The following is a 21624-nucleotide window of genomic DNA, read 5'->3' as shown; positions in this document are numbered from 1 at the left end:
CCCTTTCCGGCCACTTTTGAAGTCCTTGAGATTACGCTAAAAGAGCGTCAAGTTTTTCTGCAAGAGCCTGTTTTGACTGTGCGCCTACGATTTGGTCTACCATTTCACCGTTTTTGAAAAACATAATAGTAGGGATTGAACGAATACCGAATTTTACAGCAATATCCTGCTCTTCATCAGTATTGACTTTACAGATTTTAGCTTTTCCGTCATAATCTTCCGCCAATTCTTCAATAACAGGAGCAATCATACGACACGGCCCACACCATGGCGCCCAAAAGTCTACCAGAGATACACCCTCTGCAAGAGTTGCTTCAAAATTTGCACCAGTTAGTTCTATATATTTACCCATTAGTAAATCCTTTTTATTTTGTTTGTTATAAAAGTATTATACAAGTGCTATCATTAATCCAAACTTTAAATTTAGTTATAGCAATAATTTGTATAATTCTCTATAATGAACTACATGTAAAGGAAAAAAGTTTTGAAGTTAGAAATTACAGCTGGAAAAATTGATGTACGACCTCCTGTGGCAAAGCCTCATCCGGGTTTTTTTAATGAAGTGGGAGAAGAAAGGTTTAGAAAACTGGTGTTTGAACATTATGAATCCATCAAGAGCAGTGATATTGCTTTTTTATTTCCTGTATTTGATGATGATGATTTTGCAGAGGCACAAAAACATGCAGCTGATTTTTTGATAGAAATTTCAGGTGGTCCTGATTATTTTACACAAAGCAGGGGAGAGCATCAAATGGTTGGGCGTCATGCACCCTTCCGCATAGATGAAAATGCGCGAAAAGTCTGGCTGGAACTTTACATTCCGCTTTTGAATGCGCTTGCAGAAGAAGGTATTTCTCCCAGATATATAGAATCTTTTTGGAACTATTTGGATCTTTTTTCTATGTGGGTGGTGAATACGAAAAGCTAAAACTGTAAAAACCTTCGCTCTCTGTTTATAAAGTAAGCACACTCTGAATAGCCGATATCTTTGGCAAGCTGTGTGACTTCTTTGTCAAACATAGCCACCTGTTCGGGTTTGTGGGCGTCAGAACTGAAAGTGATAGGTATATTGAGTTTATATGCCTCTTCAAGGAGTTCTTTTGAGGGATAAGCCTCACCGACAGGCTTTCTGTAGCCGGCTGCATTGATTTCCAACACCATGTCGGCATTTTTTATGGCATGCAAAGCATTTTTTGCTATCTCTTTGATGTCTTGCGTCGGCATAAATTTAAATACTTTTATAAGGTCCAGATGTCCGACAATGTCAAATAGTCTACTGTTGGCCATAGCCTCGACAGCATTGAAATATTTCTGCCATATCAGATTGATATCTTCATTTTGGTACTCTCCTATAAACTCCGGATTGTCAAAACCCCATTCGTCTATAAAATGTACAGAACCAATGAGGTAGTCAACATCGGCAGTGAGCACTCTTTTGTCCATATGCCCCTCAAGGTAGTCAACTTCATAGCCAAGCAAAACAGTAATTGTATCAGCATACTTTTTCTTTGCATCAAGAATGTCTTTTTCATATTTTTGCATCTCTGAAAATGACATTCTGTATTTTGGATCAAAGTCCATAGGCGCATGGTCGGAAAAGCCAAATATTTTCGTATTGTTCCTGATGGCAGCATTGATATACTCGTCTATTGTGCCCTGGGCATGGTTACACAATGGTGTATGGTTATGGAGGTCTACTTTCATATTTGTTCTCGTATTATATAATTTATGCTATTATAGTGTGAATTAATAAATTATTCAATTACGGAGACTGTTTATGACGCAAGAAGAACTGGACGCCTTAATGAGCGGTGGTGTGGATATGGATGATATGTCTGAAGAGGATGAGCATACCCAAGATGATGAAAATTCGCAGGACAAGGAAGATGAATCTTCCAAAGACCCGATAACAGCAGGCATTGAAGCAGCCGAACTTCCGCTTCCTGCGACAAATGAAAACAAAATGGTGCATCAGCTTGACGATGTTACCAAAGAGAGTGAAGAAAAAGCGAGTGAGATTTTTGATATTATTGACAATATCAGCAGCAATTTGATGGAAAAAGAAGAAAGTCTCAATACAGTAAGTGAAATTCTTCATTCAAATATAGAATTGTTTACAAAATTGTGTGAAAAATTCCCTGATGTGCAAACCTTCCAAACACAGCTGGAAAAAAATGAAACAGCTCTGAATGAAATCAACGGTGTCATAGAAGTTTTGCAAGAGAGCGGAGACGCTATCATGAGTGTTATGGATATCATGCAGTACCAGGATATTCACAGACAGAAAATTGAGCGGGTTATCAATGTCATGCGTGCATTGTCAAAGTATATGAATACGCTCTTTGAGGGTAAAATTGATGATGACAAACGTGTCTCTTCCGCCATACACATTGCGGGAGACACGCACAACGAGCTGGCTTCTACAGATGACATAGAAGCGCTTTTGGAACAGTTTTCAAAACAATGAATAATAAAAAAGTAGAATTGCTTTCCCCCGCAGGAACCTTGGAAAAATTAAAAATTGCACTAGATTTTGGTGCAGATGCCGTATATGGCGGAGTCAGTCATTTCTCACTGCGTATTCGCTCCGGAAAAGAGTTTAGTTTTGAAGATTTTGAAGAGGGTATCAAATATGCTCATGAACGCGGAAAAAAAGTCTATGCAACAATAAACGGATTTCCATTTAATTCCCAGCTTGATTTACTGAAAAAACATATTGTGAAAATGGGTGAACTGGGGCCCGATGCTTTCATCGTAGCGACACCGGGTGTGTTGAAACTGTGCCATGATTTGGTACCCGATATGCCTCTGCATCTCTCAACACAGGCAAATGTTATGAATGTACTTGATGCACAGATTTACCATGAAATGGGTGCGACACGCATTATTACTGCACGAGAAATTTCTCTACGTGACTTAAAAGAGATTAAAGCGGCTTTGCCTGACTTGGAACTAGAAGTTTTTGTGCATGGTTCTATGTGCTTTGCCTACAGCGGGCGCTGCCTGATCTCAACCCTGCAAAGCGGGCGTGTGCCAAATCGCGGAAGCTGTGCCAATGACTGCAGATTTCCTTATGAAATATATGCGGCAAATCCGGAAACAGGTACGCTTTTCAAGCTTGAAGAGGACCCGGGTGTCGGTACCTACATTATGAATTCAAAAGATCTGAATTTGGCTTCACACATACAAGAGATTTTAGACAGCGGTGCTGTGGATTCCATAAAAATAGAAGGACGTACAAAAACAGCATATTATGCAGCCACTACGGCAAAAGCATACAGAATGGCAATAGATGACTATTATGCAGGAAAGATTGACAGTGAACGGTACCAGTATGAACTGCAGTCTCTGCAAAACCGAGGATATACGGATGCCTATCTTGTCTCTCGTCCATTTGAAAGACATGATACCCAGAGCCTGGACTTCACCATGCAGCTTGGCACGCATCAGGTCAGCGGTGTTGTCAATGCCGAGGGCACACATTTTTTATGTAAATACAAAACATTTCCCGGTGATGAGATGGAAGTCGTTTTTCCTTTGGGCAGTGAAGTGGAAAAGGTTGATAACGATATAGGCTCGACATATGAAAGAGATGGGAAATTTTTTATGAAACTCAAACAGCTTAAAGCACAAAACGGAAAAATCTGGGAAGAAATTCACAGCGGCAATGTCAACCCTATAGAGTTGCCGACAAAATTTCCGCCCTATACATTCTTTAGAATACCGGCGAGTGCAGATATGAATACAGCTCCAAAAAAATAATGCAGAGTGTTAAAATTAAAAGAAAGGTAAAATAATATGAAGTTTGTATCTATAGTAATAGGCTCAAAAAGTGATTATGAAGTAATGAGATCGTGTTCTGACACATTAGAGGCATTTGGAGTTAGTTATGAGATGGTTATCTCATCAGCGCATCGTTCCCCTGAGCGTACAAAAGAGTACATAGAAGAAGCTGAAAAGAAAGGTGCGCAGGTCTTTATAGCTGCAGCAGGCATGGCTGCCCATCTTGCAGGTGTATTAAGTTCAAAAACCATCAAACCTATAATAGGCGTACCGATGTCAGCATCTGCACTGGCAGGCATAGATGCACTGCTCTCAACTGTGCAAATGCCTGCAGGTATGCCTGTTGCTACTGTTGCGATAGGCAAGGCAGGGGCTATTAATTCGGCATATCTGGCTATGCAGATACTGGCGCTTGACAATGAAGAACTCAGTATAAAACTCAAAGAAGACCGTATTGCAAAAGCAAAAAAAGTTGAGATGGATTCTTTAGAGATAGAAACTATTATAAAATAGCTACAGCAAAAGAGAGGTTTGGCAATGAAGTGGATGAGTGATGAGGAATACAGTCAACTGACGGGATTGGATATAACTTCTATTGAAGATTTGATTGAGAGGGGCAAATTAAGTGTAAAAATTGAAGACGGCATTCGTTACATTGATCCGTCAAAAGGTGCGACAGAAGCCGTTGTGCCTGCCAAACTTAAGGAACTTGCGAAAAAAAACACCCATGAAATGCTTGTTCAGCCTGAGTTCGTTGAAAAAACCATCGGGACTATCATCAATCTGCATGAAAAAGTTTTGGATGCAAAAGATGAAACACTCGAAGCCGTCCGGGTGGAAAATGAGTTTTTACGTGAAGCATTGGCTTCTTTGCAGGAACTGTATGATGAAGACAGAAAAACTATACATACTCTGCAAGAACAGCTCAAACTCTCACAGCAGGAAGTTGAATTTATGCGCCGCAAATATAAACTTATGTGGAACAAGGCTATTGATGAACATACTGGAAAAGCATGACCATAGATAATGAATGTGTCGGATGTATCATTAACCAAAGTGTGAAAGTCGCTGATGCAATTAGTGCAGATGAAACTTTAAAAAATAGACTCAGAACAACTGTGGAAAGCATGAGTAAAGATTTTTCTTTTTCAAAAACTCCTCCGGAAATTGCTGCAGATGTGTATGAAAAAATGTCAGAGATTGCAGATAAAAAAGACCTGTATGATGAGGTCAAAGAACTCTCAACAAAAAAAGCCCTGTCCTTTATTCCGTTTTTAAAAGAAAAACTCTTTACATGTAATGACAAACTTTTGACAGCCACAAAAATTGCTGTAGCAGGCAATGTTATAGATTTGGCTGCTCAGGTAGAATTTGATTTGCAGGAAGAACTTGAGAAAATTTTTCATACAGAATTTTCTCACAATGATTTTGAAGCGTTTGCAAAAGTATTGCAAACTGCAAAAAACATTGTAATTCTTGGCGATAATGTCGGCGAACATATTTTTGACTATTTGTTTATAGAGACTTTACAGGAACTCTATCCAAAACTTACATGTACTTATATGGTACGGGGTAATCCTATAATCAATGACGTTACATGTAAAGAGGCAAAAGAAGCCGGCTTTGAGAAACTCTGCAATCTGGTTGACAGCGGTGTCAATACTCCGGGATTTGTTTACGAACGTGCTGCAAAAGAGGCACAAAAGCTTTTTGATGAAGCGGACTTGGTGATAAGCAAGGGCATGGGAAATTATGAATGTCTCAGTCCAAGCCACAGAGATAATATCTGTTTTTTGCTCAAAGTAAAATGCAATGTTGTTGCCAACTCATTAGGCAAAGAAGTCGGTGATATAGTTTGTAAAATAGTTTAACTTAGCTATAATTGCAAAATTAATAAAATGAAGGCAAAAAATGATTACTTTTAGCGAAATGTTACTCAAATTACAAGAATTCTGGATGAAACAGGGGTGCAATATTGTACAGCCTTACGATATTCCTGCCGGAGCAGGGACTTTTCACCCTGCTACATTTTTGCGCTCACTCGATTCTACGCCCTGGGCAACGGCGTATGTCGCTCCCTCTCGCCGTCCGACAGACGGAAGATACGGAGAAAATCCCAACCGTCTAGGTTCCTATTACCAGTTTCAGGCACTTATAAAACCTTCGCCGGATAATATTCAAGAGTTGTATCTGCAGTCTTTGGAGTATCTGGGACTTGACCTGGCAAAACATGACATTCGTTTTATAGAGGACAACTGGGAGTCTCCGACACTCGGTGCATGGGGACTTGGCTGGGAAGTATGGCTTAACGGTATGGAAGTGACGCAGTTTACCTATTTTCAACAGGTCGGCGGGATTGAGTGTGATCCGGTTGCGGTTGAAATTACATACGGAACGGAGCGTCTGGCAATGTATTTGCAAGGCGTTGATACCGTCTTTGACATCGTGTGGAATATTGCACCAGACGGCAGTAAAACGCTCTATAAAGATGTGCACAAAGAGAGTGAAATCGAGTTTTCAAAATACAACTTTGAAGTAGCCGATACAGAAATGCTCTTTGCTGACTTTAATGCAAAAAGTGAAGAGTGTCTGAGAACACTTGAAGCTGGACTTCCGCTGCCTGCTTATGATTTATGTATGATGGCATCAAATACATTTAATGTTTTAGACGCAAGAAAAGCAATTTCACAAACAGAAAGACAAAACTATATTTTAAAAATTCGAGAACTTTCAAAAGGGTGTGCAGAACTTTACAAAGCACAGGAAGAAGAACGCAACAAAAGAGTCCATGCAAAGTAAAAAATGTAAAAACTTTTTAAAAGCTTAAATCTGACAGTGTAAACGTATCATTAAGTTACACTTGAAAGAATAAAAAAATATTTTAAAAAGTTATATTGAATTAAATATAATATAATGTTATTATAAATGAATTCTATGAAATAAAGGTTTAAGATGAATATAATAAAGATTTTTATTGCTTCAATGGTTTTGATATTTACAATAAGCGGATGTCAGGGTACTAACAGTGATTCCAGCGCTACAACAGCAGGTAATACCACTACAAACAGTACTAATACAACAACGTCAGTAGTATTAAACAAATTGACAATCAACCCTGATAATATTATCGTTACATCATCAAATTATACAAAAAATATAATTTTAGATGCCTACACGAATCAAAATACCAAAAATGTAAATACAACACTTTTGGTAAAATATCCTGCTGATATCATAAACAACAACATAAATGTCGGTTCTCTTCCTTCTCAAGTGAATGTAGTTGATGGTGAGGCCAATTTTCAATATACAGGACCTACAGATATAGTCGATACCATTAATGCCTTACAAGCAGCTGGACTCTCTAGCCTGGTTTCGCTAAATTTATATGACGAAACAACTGGTGTAAATGTAAATTTAGATCTTAACCTTACACAAAACAGTATTAAATATAACCTGGTTTCAGTACCGACAGGTTCAAAAATAACACAACCGAATCAATCAATTGCGATAGATGTTTATTTGGAAGATGATACAACCAGTATTAAAAAGCCAGTGGCTGATGAAAAAATTATAGTAGATTATTTTAATGGAACATTGGGAACGATGAACAGTTTTAGTGCAATCACGGATGCAAACGGACATGCTGTATTTAATTATACATCACCCGCTACATTAAAAGCTGACGGGCAAGATTATAATCTTACATTTAGAATGAGTAATGATACAACAGTTTTACACACTAGTTTGTTAACAGTCGATACGACACCGCCGCCGGAACCAGATTACAGCAATTATACATTATCTGTAGTTCCATCGGCAGTGACAATAACAGAGGCATCCCAAAGTAAAACAATAGATCTTTATTTGGAAGACAATAATTCAAGACCAGTGGCAAACGAGACAATATTATTGGATTACTTTGACGGTTCAAAAGGAACAGCGAACAGTTTCAGCGCAGTGACCGATACAAACGGACATGTCACATTTAACTATACAGCCCCAAGTTCAATAGCAGACGGTACACTCTTGACTATGACATTCAGGGGAAAAAACACTACATTAAACACTGTAAATACAGTTGTAACAGTCGATACGACACCGCCGCCGGAACCAGATTACAGCAATTATACATTATCTGTAGTTCCATCGGCAGTGACAATAACAGAGGCATCCCAAAGTAAAACAATAGATCTTTATTTGGAAGACAATAATTCAAGACCAGTGGCAAACGAGACAATATTATTGGATTACTTTGACGGTTCAAAAGGAACAGCGAACAGTTTCAGCGCAGTGACCGATACAAACGGACATGTCACATTTAACTATACAGCCCCAAGTTCAATAGCAGACGGTACACTCTTGACTATGACATTCAGGGGAAAAAACACTACATTAAACACTGTAAATACAGTTGTAACAGTCGATACGACACCGCCGCCGGAACCAGATTACAGCAATTATACATTATCTGTAGTTCCATCGGCAGTGACAATAACAGAGGCATCCCAAAGTAAAACAATAGATCTTTATTTGGAAGACAATAATTCAAGACCAGTGGCAAACGAGACAATATTATTGGATTACTTTGACGGTTCAAAAGGAACAGCAAACAGTTTCAGCGCAGTGACCGATACAAACGGACATGTCACATTTAACTATACAGCCCCAAGTTCAATAGCAGACGGTACACTCTTGACTATGACATTCAGGGGAAAAAACACTACATTAAACACTGTAAATACAGTTGTAACAGTCGATACAACCCCGCCGCCGGCTAAAATCCATTTAGAAAACAGTATTCTTGACATAAGTAGTAATGCTCAAACCGAACAAATCAAAGTTTTAGCTTTTGATGAGAATAATCAATCATTACAGACAGGTTCTATTTTTGTACGTTACCCAAGTGAAATTGTTGATCAAAATATCAGTGGTGGTAAATTTAATGAAAATGAAGTGAATATAGTTAACGGTGAAGCTATTTTTACCTTTGTAGGTCCAGATCCTTTAAAAGCTATGAATTCTTTAGATTTTACTTTTGTATACAAAGAAGATACCAATGTTACAGCAAGTTTGACAGTCAATTATAAACCAGCTGTACCTACTGTGATTTTAACAGATAACAATGTGACTGTCACAACCAACAGTCAAATTGTAAATATAGACGTAAGGGTTATATCTGAAGACAATACACCATATTTGGATGGAAATGTGAAAATATTTTATCCAGACGATGTGAGAAGTGGCCGAGATATAGGTGGTTTTGCAAGTTCAACTGTAGCTGTGTCAAATGGAATAGCAAATTTTGTATATACAGCACCAACTAGATTAGACGAGAATACTTCAGATATTGTCTTTAAATTCTATCATGAAGCCAATCCCTTGGAAGCAAAAACATTTACTGTAAAAATTGCCCCTGATGCAAATCAAACGGTTTTAAACAGCTATTTACTGAAAAGTACTCTTTCGGATGCAAATGCTACAATTGGAATTAGCAGTAGTAAATTAATGTCATTTTTTATTACTGATGACAGCAATACTCTTGTCCCTGATAGTAATGTGACATCTATTACTATTGAAATGCTAAATCCAATATTGGGGCAAATAGAGGATACAAAAGGCAACTCTGGCAGTAGTCTGACAATAGCAGACAAAAACAATGTGACTGTAAACCTTCAGACAAACACTGTTTCGGGTATTCTTCCATTAAAAGTTACAGCAGTTTTTACAGACTCAAATAATAATCAGCAAACATTAACGAAAGTTTTTAACATAGTTGTGCTTTCCGGTCCTCCGAGTGCTATCAGTTTTTCATACGCCGGAACAGATTCGCAGTCAAAACAAAATGATGCCAAGATGATAGAACACTGGGTTATCACGGTTACAGACCGATATAACAATCTTGTCAATACAAACCCTGCCGTTTCAATGGGTGCAATTGTCGGGTATGTTCAAAGTTCTCCATTTACAGCTTCTAACGCTGGAAATTATATTTATTATGAGCCTAATGAAGTAAACGGAACGCTCAGCAGTACCAATAATAATTTTACAACAACTGCAAATGTATTTGACAATGTGGATCAGACAAATGATTATTTAGTTACTTTCGGAGACGGATATACATATAATGCTTCAGGAAAGTGGGATATTAACACAAACAACAGCAATACATTGGATCTAAAAGATACCTATGAAGGGAATGATACTTCGAACTTGGGCTTTGCGGTAGGGCATAACTACAGACAGGACACTTGCGAATTTGGAACAGAATGGGTTGCGAATGTTTATCCGCAAGATGCAGGAAACTATGTTATTGACAGTACCGGAAGCATGCGAATAAATGTAGAATATGACTATTATCTTGTAGGAAAAGATGTTGTCCTTTGGGCAAACCTTATCGGAAAACAATATGATAACAATACTACTGTAAAGATAGGAGAGGCCCGTAAGATTACGCTTAGAGGTACGGGACTGGTTAGTCCTAGTTTTGCGTATTCAACAGGGTTTCAAGGTCTTGTTCACCTACCTATCATGATAAATGACACTTCTGAGTATTATAAAAATGCAAATTTTTCTGCAACTATTATTATAACTGGTGTTGATGTAAATTGGACAGTGGTTGGAACTTCAATGGATTTAGGTTCAAATGGACAAAATGTTAATATTAAACCATATACTGATGCCACTATGTATTCGTGTAATTATGGTGGTGTAGCATATGTTGATATTAATTTCACAAGTCCTTCTCTAATTAGCGGAACAGTGAGTTTGACAAATCTTAAAATAATGAATGAATTTTAACAACAAAGGAAAAAAATGAAAAAAAGAGTAAAAAAAATAATATTGGCACTGTCTTTGGTTTCATGTGCAGCTATGGCGGACGATACACAGTCTCTTGTTGGTCTTGAAGGCGGATACAGCAGTGTAAGTTATGAACAGAATACGCCTTATAATAATGATACCTACAAACTTGGAAGTGCCGGAGTTAAAGTCGGTGCACAAAATGAAAACTATAGAATATTTGCTGGTGCTCGTTATTATAATTCCAAAAATTTTGATTATATGACGACCTTTGGAGTTGAGTTGCAGTATCTTATAAATGTATCTCCAGCTGTTAATTGTTTTATTGGTTTAAATGCAGGAATAGTAAATATTGGTTTTACAAGAAATAATTTTTCAAGAACGATATCAGATAATTATTATGGTGGAGATTTAGGATTAAATTTCCATATTGCTGAATCAATGGATTTGGAATTAGGTTTACGGGTTATGGATATTGAAGCTGAAAATACGCAAAACAATATCACTTATAAATTTAATACTCTGGTTTCCGGATATGGCAGTATAATTTATAAATTTAAAATGAATTAGATCCTTTGAAAAGGCCAATGAACTGATTCGTTTTTCATAATATGTCATTTTGTAATAATATTGATAGTTTGTAATTTATTAATATATAATTTTTAAAATGAATTGTATGGGGAAATTATGAATTTATCAAAGGATGAAGAGGTAAAGTTTCGTAAGCTTGGAATTAATTCTGTTTTGGAACTTGCCTTGCTGGTGCCTCATACCTATGAAGATTACAGACTTCATGAAAAATTACTTCCACAAAAAGCACAGCTCATAGATGCGACGGTTGAGTCTGTCTATAAAGCCCCAAATTCTATTCAAATTACTTTTTTTGCACACAATCTCGGGCATACTGTTCAGGGAGTGCTTTTTCGCCCCAAACCTTACATGTTACATCAGTTTAAAGTAGGAGAGAGGGATTGTTATTACGGTGTTATAGACTGCAAGCAGGGGCACTGCAGTATGAGTATGCCAAAAAAAGTCTCTAAAGTGGGGATGATTACTCCAAAATATAAAACGGCACTCAGAAGCGATGTTATGCAACGGCTTGTACAGAATTGTCTTACTAAAGAAAACCTGTTACATGTAAAGCTGCGTGAAGATATTGCCGAGGAGCTGTTAGCACTCCATTTTCCAATAGATGAATTTTTACAAAATAAAGAGTACAGTGAAAAAACACGCAAGGCATTAAAATACACGGAACTTTTTTCCTATATGCAGATGTTAGCTGGAAAAAGACGTTATTTTGAATCACTCTCTTCACAGGCAAAAGAGTATACGCCATGGAGTAAAACGCTCCCTTTTGTGCTGACAGAAGAGCAGTTGAAAGCTATAGAAGATATTTATCAGGATTTGAAAAAAGATGTAGCGGCAAAACGGATGGTTGTCGGGGATGTGGGGAGCGGTAAAACAATGGTGATTCTGGCAGCTGCCTATATGAATATGCCAAACCGATCTGTCTTAATGGCTCCGACAACGATTTTGGCAAATCAGCTCTTTGAAGAGGCACAAAAATATCTTCCTCAACTCAAAGCTGCACTTGTAACAAATAAAACAAAAAAAACAGACTTGAGTCCTTATGACTTTATCATAGGAACGCATGCGCTTCTGTATCGAGAATTGCCGCAGGCTTCACTGATTATGGTGGATGAACAGCATCGTTTTGGAACTCTACAAAGAAATATGCTTGAAAAATTAGTGACAGAACAGGCATTAAAACCGCATTTTATACAGTTTTCAGCCACTCCGATTCCAAGAACACAGGCGATGATTGAGAGTGCACATATAGATGTCAGCCTCATTACTACTACGCCTTTTACAAAAGATATTTGTTCAAAAGTCATTCACAGAAATGATTTTCAAGCATTGCTCTTACATGTAAAGGTGGAAATTGCAAAAAACAATCAGGTTTTACTTGTCTACCCTTTGGTGGAGCAGAGTGAAGCTTTTGATTATCAGAGTATAGACGAGGCACGGGGTTACTGGGAGAAAAATTTTAAGAATGTTTATGTGACTCATGGAAAAGACAAAGACAAAGAGCAGGTACTGCTTGATTTTAGAGAAAAAGGCGACATATTGATAGCGACTACAGTTGTAGAAGTGGGTATATCTTTGCCTCGTCTGAGTACGGTAGTAATAGTTGGAGCAGAGCGTTTAGGGCTTTCAACGTTGCATCAGCTTCGTGGAAGGGTGAGCCGTACCGGTTTAAAAGGCTACTGCTTTTTATATACAAACAAAAAAAAGTCTGAGCGTTTAGATGAATTTATACATACCAAAAGCGGATTTGATATAGCAAATTTGGATTTGAAGTTTCGAAAGAGTGGTGATCTGCTCAAAGGAATTGTACAAAGCGGGAGCCGGTTTAAATGGGTGGATTTTGCGCAAGATGAAGAAATAGTTAAAATGGTAAAAAAAGATTTAAAAGCTGTTTCTAAACCTAAGTGTTAACCTGGGTCTTAGTCTTTAAAGACACAAAGCCCGCACTGAAGTACGGGTTCCGAAAACCCCTGGAACCGGTACTTCAGTGCCGGCTGTAACAACTTCTTTGTTATTCAAAGCCCGCGCTTGAAAGTACGGGTTTCGGGTTTAATAGAGCCCGAATTTTTTGTTCCCCATTTTAAAAAGAACACGTGTTTTGTTTTCATTGTCTAAAAAGATTTCAAATGTTTTATCACTGTTTTTAAGATCTTCTAAAACATCTTCGACTTCACGAGGCTTGTAGAGTTCAAGTTCTACCGGAATGATTTCATCTTCCATTGCCTCTGCAGCAGCTTTTACATCGACTTCTTCCGCTTTGACTTCATTTAAACCGACTTTTTGATGGTCTGTTACTTTGTCATGGAGACGGCGAAGTGATTTTTGTGCTCTGTTGGTTGCAAGGTCAATAGCAGCATAGGCATCCTCATCATTTTGCTTGATTACTATAGTATTTTTATGTGCAAGATTGATGACAAACTCAACAATAGCGTGTTCTTTGCCCTTTTTTGTCTGTGTAGAGACAACAACATTTACCGAAATAATATCTAAATTAAATTTTTTTAGTGTTTCGATAGAAGCTGAAATATGCTCTTTTAAAGCATCAGTAAGTTCTACATTTCTTCCTGTCATGCTGATATTCATGATTAAATCCTTTTTTATTCTATTGGAAAAAAATTATACCATTAAAAAGTTTAATAAAAAGTACGAATCTATAATTTTTGCAGAGTTCTTTTGAAATATCTGACAGGTTCACTGGCAACTGTTGTATCGTTTACATCTACTGTTATGTCCATAAGCACAGAACCGTTTTGTTCGGGTGTTGTGACAGTGGTATATAGAGTGCCTCCGTTTGCTATGCAAGAAGCATTAGAATCATAAATATAACGCAAATTGATTGTTATATTGTAGAGTGTGTCTTGTGTGAATGTTGTATTTAAATCAGTACAGGGGGGATTTTGAGAAATTCGCAAAAGTGTATACTCTGCTGCACTGTGCGCAAGAAGTACAGACTGCTCATACAGATAGACATCGGTCGTGCGTTTGGTTGTTTGGGAAGTAAGAGAAATGGCTAAAGCCATTATGGTTGCAATAATGACAATAACGGCAATCGCCATAATCATGGCAATACCTGAACGCTTCCTTTTTAAAATACTGTTTTTTCTTTGCATAAAGAGTACTCCTCAATCAAATTTGTTTTCGTGCATACCTGAATCTTCATAATAGAACCGATTGCCGTAAAACGAAATGTACTCACATTTTGCATAAGTAATGATTTGTGGAGGCTGTCATTGTTGTCATCATATTGTTCTCCCTGCCATGGCTGATAATTGTGATATAGATATAAATTACCCATTTTTGTAGTTGAATTATAGTCCTCCATAGCTACGGCATAGGCAGTCCACGCTAATTTGTAATACTCGTAAATATTGACACCGCTGAAGTCTGTACCTGTAGAAGATGTAAACTGTGTCGGTTGTCCGGCTACACTTTGGACAGGGTGCATAGCACCTTTTTGGGCATTTATTATCGTTGTACTTGTATCCCATCCATAGCCGGTACGGATGTCACTGTCTGCCCCTGTAAAGAAGATGGCGCTGTCATTTATTCCTGCAGTACCACTTGAGAGTATAGCAATCAAAGTATTTGTTTTTGTGGTATTAGTCTCCGGAGATACCAATGTATTGCTGTTTCCTGCATCCAGATCTATAATGCCACTCCAATTAGGAGTGGTATCTGAAATACCGCGAAAGCCGTCCGTATCACTGCCAATCCATTCTAACACTGCATACGTTTTTGAATTATTTACGTCTCCGATCGGATCAAAATTTTTATTTGCTTCTCTGGCAATCACAGAATCCTTTATGCGACCTTCGAGCCGTTTTGCTATGAGTTCAACCGCAGCTTCACTGTTTGACTGGAGTTCATGATTTATTTTTGAAAATATAAAACTGTTATAGGCCTGTGCCAAAAATTCCACGCCGAATTTTCCTATAATTCCCATAATGACAATGACAAATACTAATTCAAGCATAGTAAAAGCAAAACGATTCTTCATTAATAGGACCTTTTGTAGTAGTCTATGCCGCCGATATTTGCAACATAGGTAAACAAAGAAGTAACAACATTACCTTCTTCATCTTTAACTGTAATGGTTAATTTTTTCATATTAGGTCTTTGAATTCCGTCAAATACAGGGTTGTTGTTGATGGCAAGTGAAGAGTTAAAGTCTTGCTTGTACCCTTCCTGCCCCGGTGTTAAGTTTAAAAATATATTTCTGTATCCATGTGCTTTGTCTTCAACTGCATCAACGTCCGGGTTGGTATTGGAATGGAGTGCTGTTTGATTTAAATTGTTTAAACATTTTCTATGAAGCGGTTCCAGAATATGTCCGGGTTTTAATCGGTAGCGTTGACTGGATTGATTGTTTTCACATAAGCCGTCGAGGTTTATAACCTGACTGACAGTTGTACTTGCGTTTTCATCTATGGAAGCTTCGTCCCATTGGGCAGTTGTTGCTTCATTGAGTTCTGTTGCTGCTGCAAAAATGGCTTCTTGCAGCAGATTTGAATCAATTCCTTTTGAAATGGACTGATTCATCATTGGCAAAGAGATGACAGTAATTGCAATCACGACGATGGCAAAAATAAGCTCTATGAGCGTAAAAGCGCTTTTTTTTACCACATAAGTCTCCTGTTGGTATTATCAGAAGCATTTTTATTGGTTGTGGCATTTGTTTCATATATGCCGGCCCAGTTTGCATTAGGATTGACAAAGTCTACCTGAAACTCATTGGTTACGGCATTGGCATTGTATTTGTTATAAATGAGCCAGCCTGAGGCATTGTTTTCCATTGTTGCCTTGTACGGATATCCGCTGCTTCCATTGTAGTGTACTCCAATATAGTCAGGATGATTTCCGTTGGCTTCTCTGGTAATACTTACATTTACACCATTCTTTTGCACTGTGGCTGTTTGTGCAGCCGTTCCTGCATCGCTAGTATGGTTGGTATTGACAAACCAACGCGGATCGTCTGTTGATGTTGAACTGTTCCCGTCTTGAAGTAATGATTTGTTACATGTAGCTCCGTTGCAGAATACTTCATAGTATACAGAAACATTGCCGTCAGAACCTAAAACAGTCTGTCTCGGTGCATTTGTACGCCCGTAATAGTGCCTGACGGGTATTGTCGAATTTAAATCTTTAATCCCTTTTGTTGTCTTGCTGTTTATAAGGTCAGCATTAAAAGTACAATCAGCTACCGCATTTGTACAGTTGACCTGATACTTTATAAAGGTGAGTGTTGTCGGATTGACAGCAGTGTCTTTTTCTCTCACATAGTTCATATTTAAGCGTGTCTGCATAGTACCGTTTAAATTTTTAGGAAAATATGTTTGAACAGTTTGAATGCGTATGTCATTAGACTGCAGTGCGGGATTTGTTTCTGTAATATTAATATCCAATGCATTTATAATATTGCCACTCGAATTAATGTCATGAAAACGTATTCTGTAGGGAACATGATTACCGTTTGAGTTATTCAGGTCTCTGTTGCTTGTAGAAATGTTTATATCCAAAGGTACTGCATAACATTGGTCTACAAAGTTTGAAAGGGTGGCATTGTTTTCACCTAAAGCTGTAATGCTCCCGTTTAAATGGTAAGACATATTCTCATCCAGTGTATTGTTAATGTCTGCCATATAGATATACGGTGTGGTGCCTGGAACAGGGGTGAACAGCAAGCCGATAGTAGGGGTAACAGCTGTTCCTCCTGCAATTGCATTGAGATCAAATCTGTAAGGGTGATAAAATACAAGCATATCCTGAAAATCTTGAGGAATATCATCGATACGATAATCCGAAGATATGTCACAACCATTCTTGGAAGCAGAACTTTCATCTTCGACTGCAGATGAGTTTTGTATACAGTCCGCTCCTGTTTGAAAATACGGAGATGTATGATGATCAAGATAAAGAGAATCAACTGCTGTCCATTTTGTATCAATAATATGAAGTTTGTATTGTCCAACATTGTTCCATGTTATGTTCGTTTCTGCAACACCATTGACAAAAGGATGTTCGAGTGTAATATTGCTTTCATCGTTACAAACAAGTGAAGAAGTTCCCTGCCATGTCATATTGGCATCCAGATTACTTGTGGTATAACCGGGGACCGGTGTATTGTTAAGATGGTCCGTTGCATTCATGGTCAAGAGGTAATTGTACCCCGCAGCCAAGTGGGCAGTTTTTATGTTGCTGCCGTTATTGTCTATGATAAAACTTTTTTGTGACGGATTTGAGTGATTATAGTCTGTAAATTTAAAAGAGTAACTTTCCGGGCGAATGGCAAAGTTGTCTCTTGAACAGATGCTTTTCGTATTGTTGTTTTCATCTGTATAAATAATTCTAAAGGCCGCATTTTGAGAGGCTTTGGAAAAGACTGCTGCAGTACGCATTGCATCTTTATCAATACTGACGGTTGTATCATTAATATTAAAGTGTGTGCTTACAGGCGTGCCTATTACAATACTGTTGTCAGGATCTGTACAGGTTGCATTGGTATAATGAAAACCTGACATATTTACCATTGTAATATTGACATCCTGTGCCTTGCTGACAGCTTTTGATTTGTTTAAATCATTGGGATCCATTGATTCTAATAAAAAGTTCCCCACTCTGTTGACGACCTGTGTTGGAATATTAAAATAATAGTAAGGATCATCACTCTTTGTTTCTCCGGCTTGAACAATATTGAAAATATCCGGAACCGGTTCGTAGCCTGGAGTCGGCTGGCAAGGATCCATGTCACTTAATTTAGTGCTGTATGTCCCTAATCCAATACCGTCAACCGTCAAATCATAGCGAAACTCTATGTCAACCGGTACTTCTGAAAGAGTACTTTGATTCAGGTTTAAACTATAGTAGAGATAAAAATAATCCAAACTTCCAAAGCTACCAACAGGGATGTTCTTAACATAACTTTTGTCCGATGCAATATCTAAAATATTATCATCAATATTCGTCACAGTGGTGTCTGTTTTAGCTATTTTTGTAGAGTTTAAATGATAAACGGCTTCTTTAAGGTTTAGTATATCTATGTTCAGGTTGTTAATAGTAGTGTCAGAATTTTCTCTGTTTCTGAAATAGACTTTAAGGTCAAGTGGTGTACTTTTGTTGAAAGTTCCATCAATAAGTGCAGGTTTGATACTTGGTGCCGTAGTATAGTATCCGTTTTGTCCATAGGTGTAGTCATAACAGATATCAAGGGTATAAAGGTTTGTTGTGAAAACAAACATACTAGGGTAGTATGAATCTCCACTTGATGTAAAGCGTACTGTAGCACTGGTGTCTTTGTGCCCTAACAGGTCTGCTCCGGATGTACCGATATCTATATTTTGAATATCTATACCAAAATTGTTTGTTAAGCTTGGCTCTTTCTCAAATCCGCTGGTGTGCGAGTATATGGCATTATTGGAGTTTCCAATTTGAGAGCCGTTAAAATAGAGTTTATCTCCAGTATAGGCGAGATCCCCTTCCCCTGCAAAGAAAGAAAAAGTAGAGTTGATATCTCCTGCTTTTGGGGTTAAAAAACCACTAAGGTTTATTGAAACATCTCCCTCTTGTAAACATCCATCCCATCGACTATAATCAGCACATGATATATTCGTATAGCCATCAAACACAGTAATGTTACGAAAGCTTTCACTGCTGTCTTTATATATTACAACAAGTGTCCATGCTCCAAAATAGCCCAAGTTTGATGTATCTTTTCCTTCGCTAGCCTTGATATTTGCACCTGTCCACCAGCCGTTTATCTCACTCCCTTTTTTTCCAATGAGAGCATTGACGGTACTAAAGGTTGAATAGGTGTATCCATCCCACTGTAAGGAATCAATCACTTCCGGATACAGCGGGAAAAGAGTGTTATCCGGTGCTATAAGGTACATTGGCTGAGAATTGAGGTCTGCTCGAACTGTTTCTAGGGATTCATTTGTATATCCTTGTGCGTAAAACCCTGCCCATACAACCTCTGCAGTATCCGGAATACCGCTTATTTTTGCTTTTGAAGCATTGGTGAAACCATCTATCTCTTTAATGTAACTTAAAGTAGTGTTATTGTTTGGATCAGAGGTTTCCTTGCATTGACCATTACTGTCTTTTTCACACAGAACAGTGTTCCCGATGATTTTGACATTACCTCGAATATTTCTGGTGTCATCCGGATTTCTAATGGTAAAAGGACGACCATCTGAAGTCTCGTTTGTATCACTTTTGCATTGTGAAAGTTTTCCACTGTATGTCGTGCCGTCTTTCGTATATGTTGCCAATAAATCATAATCGTTACTGTTTAAAAAACTAAAGAGTGATTCAACATAAGCACTTTTTGAATTGTTTGATATAAGTGTTTGTAAATCATATGTGACACCACTGTTAAAGGCTGTAAAAGTATTGAAAAAACTCAAATCACTTGTTTGTGAACATGTTTCACTGCCGTCACCATCTAAAACATCACAGTTTGAAAAAGCTGAAAAAAGCGAATCAGATGCCAGAACTACCTGTACATCAGATAAATCACCATTTGAAATATTTCTGATAGGAATAGTTGTTTTGCTGAGAACATTTATAAATCCAAAATTTAGTCCACTGACTGAGATACTGTCATAGCATATATCATCACTGATAGAAGGGGTAAGAGATAAATTTAGTTTAAAGTTATCACTAGAATTCACGTAGTTTCTTATTGGCAAGTAATAAATAGTGTCTTTTACTACATCATAGGTTATAGTGATATTATCATTGTAAGAAGTGTCAGATGCTATATAGTTGTCTTGATTCTGACAGTTGGTAAGATTATCATAAAGCCAAGCGTCACTGTCATAATTCATATTGTTGGTAGTAATGGTTAGTACACCACTAGAAGCTGGTTTAAATTTATAATATGAATAGTAGTAATAAGAGTGCCTAGATCTCCCAGCACGATTATTTAAAATTTGATCCGTCGAACTGTTTATGCTTATTTCAATTGCATTGGAACAACTATCACCATCATCAGAAAAAAGAGTAGTGATTGAAAGTGTTAAAAATAGAAATATAAAAATAAGTTTCTTGTTATATGGCATACTTTTTCCTTATATTGCGAAAGTAAAAAAAAGCGCACCCAAAATCAGGGCTCACCCTCTCTTTTTACTTAATCTTACTTAATTGTAGCACTTTTTTTCAAGATTATTCTGAAACAGCTGTAAAGGAGATTGATTTTGATAACTTTTTGATGTGAATTAATGTTTGTCTTGTCTGTATAAGCTCAAATTTAGTAAGCGTCTGATAATATTTCATTTCTTTTAAACAAATGGCCTGTTAGCTCAGTCGGTAGAGCAAGTGACTGAAAATCACTGTGTCCTTGGTTCGATTCCGAGACAGGCCACCACTCCTATTTATTTTCAACTGTATTTTTTATCTGTTTTCTAATTTATTGTAGGTACACACGTAGTACAGTTTTTAGTATTTCATCATCGACACTATCGTATTCATAGGCTATAAAATTTCTAGCGGCATTTATCTCTCGTAAATCTTGTTTATCAATTTTTAAAAGTAGAGATAGGCAGGATAAATTAAAATTAAACAGATTTTTTGGAATCCGTACTTCAGTGCGGGCTTTGTGTTTTGTTTATACATAAACTTAATTATAACAAAATATTTCCTATTTAATCCCTATTATATAACTTTTGGATAAAATAACATTCAATTTAATTTAATTAGGATATTTTCATATGAAATCAAAATTCTCTTTTGTATTTGCTCTCTCTTTTATCATTTTATTTGCTTCGTGTTCAAAAGAGGTGGAGGAATACAACAAGCCGGCTGTTTACTGGTATGGCAAAATTGTGGAGTCTATTTCATCCGGAAATATTGACAAAGCGGATGACTATTATTCCTCTTTACAGGGGGAACATATCGGGTCACCTCTTTTGCCTGAGGCAACCATGATTCTTGCAATTGCGCATATGCACAATGAAGAGTATCTGCTTACTGAACACTTTTTAAATGAATATGTCAGAAGATATGCAAATGCCAATGAGAGAGAATTCGCGGAATTTTTAAAGATTAAAGCAAAATATATGGCCCTTCCAAATCCAAGACGTGATCAAGGGCTTATACTTGAGGCCATAAAAAATGCAAAAACATTCAAGCAAAATTATCCGCACTCTATGTACTACTCTTTGGTGGATACGATGCTGACAAATTTATATCTTGCTGATGCCTCTTTAAACAAGGAAATTGTCGATTTGTATACCAGGCTTGACAAGCCGGAATCGGCAGCATATTATCGCACCTTAAGAGTAGAACCGTGGATAAAATGGGATGAAGTTGAGCGTGCAAAAATACCATGGTACAGAGAAATATTTGAAGGAGACGGTACATCCAGCTGGTATGCTTTTATGATTCCGGATACACAGAGTGTCGTCTCTAGAAATACAGTTAAATCAGACAATAATAAAACAAAATAATATAAGG

General features: G+C 37.4%; 18 protein-coding genes and 1 tRNA gene. 12 read left to right on the top strand and 7 right to left on the bottom strand.

Annotation, left to right across the window (positions count from 1 at the left end):
• Nucleotides 1-31 precede the first annotated feature (31 nt).
• A complete protein-coding gene (trxA, locus tag MLC52_RS10310) occupies nucleotides 32-352 on the bottom strand; it encodes a thioredoxin (protein WP_151899573.1) in 321 nt (106 codons plus the stop codon).
• Nucleotides 353-484: 132 nt separating this feature from the next.
• Here trxA and MLC52_RS10305 point away from each other — a divergent pair, with 132 nt between their 5' ends.
• Nucleotides 485-928, top strand: coding sequence for a globin (locus tag MLC52_RS10305; protein ID WP_434580316.1), 444 nt, complete (start codon nucleotides 485-487; stop codon nucleotides 926-928).
• Here the strand turns inward: MLC52_RS10305 and MLC52_RS10300 are convergent.
• On the bottom strand, nucleotides 925-1704 hold the full coding sequence (locus MLC52_RS10300; protein WP_346389606.1) for a histidinol-phosphatase: 780 nt from the start codon (nucleotides 1702-1704) through the stop codon (nucleotides 925-927). The genes MLC52_RS10305 and MLC52_RS10300 overlap by 4 nt on opposite strands.
• Before the next feature lie 73 nt (nucleotides 1705-1777).
• Here MLC52_RS10300 and MLC52_RS10295 point away from each other — a divergent pair, with 73 nt between their 5' ends.
• The 9 genes from MLC52_RS10295 (at nucleotide 1778) to recG (ending at nucleotide 13083) form a co-directional block, all read left to right on the top strand.
• The gene (locus tag MLC52_RS10295) at nucleotides 1778-2467 is read left to right on the top strand and encodes a chemotaxis protein (RefSeq protein WP_434580314.1); all 690 of its coding nucleotides are present in this window, start codon (nucleotides 1778-1780) and stop codon (nucleotides 2465-2467) included.
• Nucleotides 2464-3762: a peptidase U32 family protein gene (locus MLC52_RS10290; protein ID WP_434580312.1), complete on the top strand. Its 1299-nt coding sequence runs from the start codon at nucleotides 2464-2466 to the stop codon at nucleotides 3760-3762. Before MLC52_RS10295 ends, MLC52_RS10290 begins: the two co-directional genes overlap by 4 nt.
• Before the next feature lie 36 nt (nucleotides 3763-3798).
• On the top strand, nucleotides 3799-4296 hold the full coding sequence (purE, locus tag MLC52_RS10285; protein ID WP_151899578.1) for a 5-(carboxyamino)imidazole ribonucleotide mutase: 498 nt from the start codon (nucleotides 3799-3801) through the stop codon (nucleotides 4294-4296).
• 24 nt (nucleotides 4297-4320) lie between these two features.
• On the top strand, nucleotides 4321-4800 hold the full coding sequence (locus tag MLC52_RS10280) for a DUF3972 domain-containing protein (RefSeq protein ID WP_151899579.1): 480 nt from the start codon (nucleotides 4321-4323) through the stop codon (nucleotides 4798-4800).
• Nucleotides 4797-5654 (top strand): damage-control phosphatase ARMT1 family protein, encoded by an 858-nt coding sequence (locus tag MLC52_RS10275; protein WP_434580310.1) that lies wholly within the window; start codon nucleotides 4797-4799, stop codon nucleotides 5652-5654. Before MLC52_RS10280 ends, MLC52_RS10275 begins: the two co-directional genes overlap by 4 nt.
• A 40-nt stretch (nucleotides 5655-5694) precedes the next feature.
• Entirely contained in the window at nucleotides 5695-6582 is an 888-nt protein-coding gene (gene glyQ, locus MLC52_RS10270) for a glycine--tRNA ligase subunit alpha (protein WP_434580308.1), read from the top strand.
• Between the two features lie 153 nt (nucleotides 6583-6735).
• Nucleotides 6736-10584 (top strand): hypothetical protein, encoded by a 3849-nt coding sequence (locus MLC52_RS10265; RefSeq protein WP_434580306.1) that lies wholly within the window; start codon nucleotides 6736-6738, stop codon nucleotides 10582-10584.
• A gap of 15 nt (nucleotides 10585-10599) precedes the next feature.
• Nucleotides 10600-11154, top strand: coding sequence for an outer membrane beta-barrel protein (locus MLC52_RS10260; protein ID WP_434580305.1), 555 nt, complete (start codon nucleotides 10600-10602; stop codon nucleotides 11152-11154).
• Between the two features lie 117 nt (nucleotides 11155-11271).
• Nucleotides 11272-13083 (top strand): ATP-dependent DNA helicase RecG, encoded by a 1812-nt coding sequence (gene recG, locus MLC52_RS10255; protein WP_434580303.1) that lies wholly within the window; start codon nucleotides 11272-11274, stop codon nucleotides 13081-13083.
• A 138-nt stretch (nucleotides 13084-13221) separates the two neighbouring features.
• Here recG and hpf read toward each other — a convergent pair whose 3' ends face one another.
• From hpf to MLC52_RS10230, 5 genes are all read right to left on the bottom strand, one after another.
• Complete coding sequence (hpf, locus tag MLC52_RS10250; RefSeq protein ID WP_151899583.1) at nucleotides 13222-13755, bottom strand: ribosome hibernation-promoting factor, HPF/YfiA family; 534 nt, start codon at nucleotides 13753-13755, stop codon at nucleotides 13222-13224.
• 68 nt (nucleotides 13756-13823) lie between these two features.
• Entirely contained in the window at nucleotides 13824-14282 is a 459-nt protein-coding gene (locus MLC52_RS10245) for a hypothetical protein (protein WP_434580302.1), read from the bottom strand.
• Nucleotides 14258-15169, bottom strand: coding sequence for a type II secretion system protein (locus MLC52_RS10240; protein WP_434580300.1), 912 nt, complete (start codon nucleotides 15167-15169; stop codon nucleotides 14258-14260). The genes MLC52_RS10245 and MLC52_RS10240 overlap by 25 nt, the downstream gene beginning before the upstream one ends.
• Nucleotides 15169-15795, bottom strand: coding sequence for a type II secretion system protein (locus tag MLC52_RS10235; protein ID WP_434580299.1), 627 nt, complete (start codon nucleotides 15793-15795; stop codon nucleotides 15169-15171). The genes MLC52_RS10240 and MLC52_RS10235 overlap by 1 nt, the downstream gene beginning before the upstream one ends.
• The gene (locus MLC52_RS10230; protein ID WP_434580297.1) at nucleotides 15789-20231 is read right to left on the bottom strand and encodes a hypothetical protein; all 4443 of its coding nucleotides are present in this window, start codon (nucleotides 20229-20231) and stop codon (nucleotides 15789-15791) included. Before MLC52_RS10230 ends, MLC52_RS10235 begins: the two co-directional genes overlap by 7 nt.
• 229 nt (nucleotides 20232-20460) lie before the next feature.
• Between MLC52_RS10230 and MLC52_RS10225 the strand changes: the two genes are divergently transcribed.
• Nucleotides 20461-20536, top strand: a tRNA-Phe gene (locus MLC52_RS10225).
• Nucleotides 20537-20879: 343 nt separating this feature from the next.
• Nucleotides 20880-21617 carry an outer membrane protein assembly factor BamD gene (locus tag MLC52_RS10220; RefSeq protein WP_418640661.1) on the top strand — a complete coding sequence of 246 codons (738 nt, stop codon included), beginning with the start codon at nucleotides 20880-20882 and terminating at the stop codon, nucleotides 21615-21617.
• The last annotated feature ends 7 nt before the right edge of the window (nucleotides 21618-21624 follow it).

The organism is Sulfurimonas sp. NW15, assembly GCF_051132285.1.
In the GTDB taxonomy this organism is placed as follows: domain Bacteria; phylum Campylobacterota; class Campylobacteria; order Campylobacterales; family Sulfurimonadaceae; genus Sulfurimonas; species Sulfurimonas hydrogeniphila.
The sequence above is the reverse complement of the archived record's forward strand: the minus strand, read 5'-3'. Positions and strand labels throughout refer to the sequence as shown.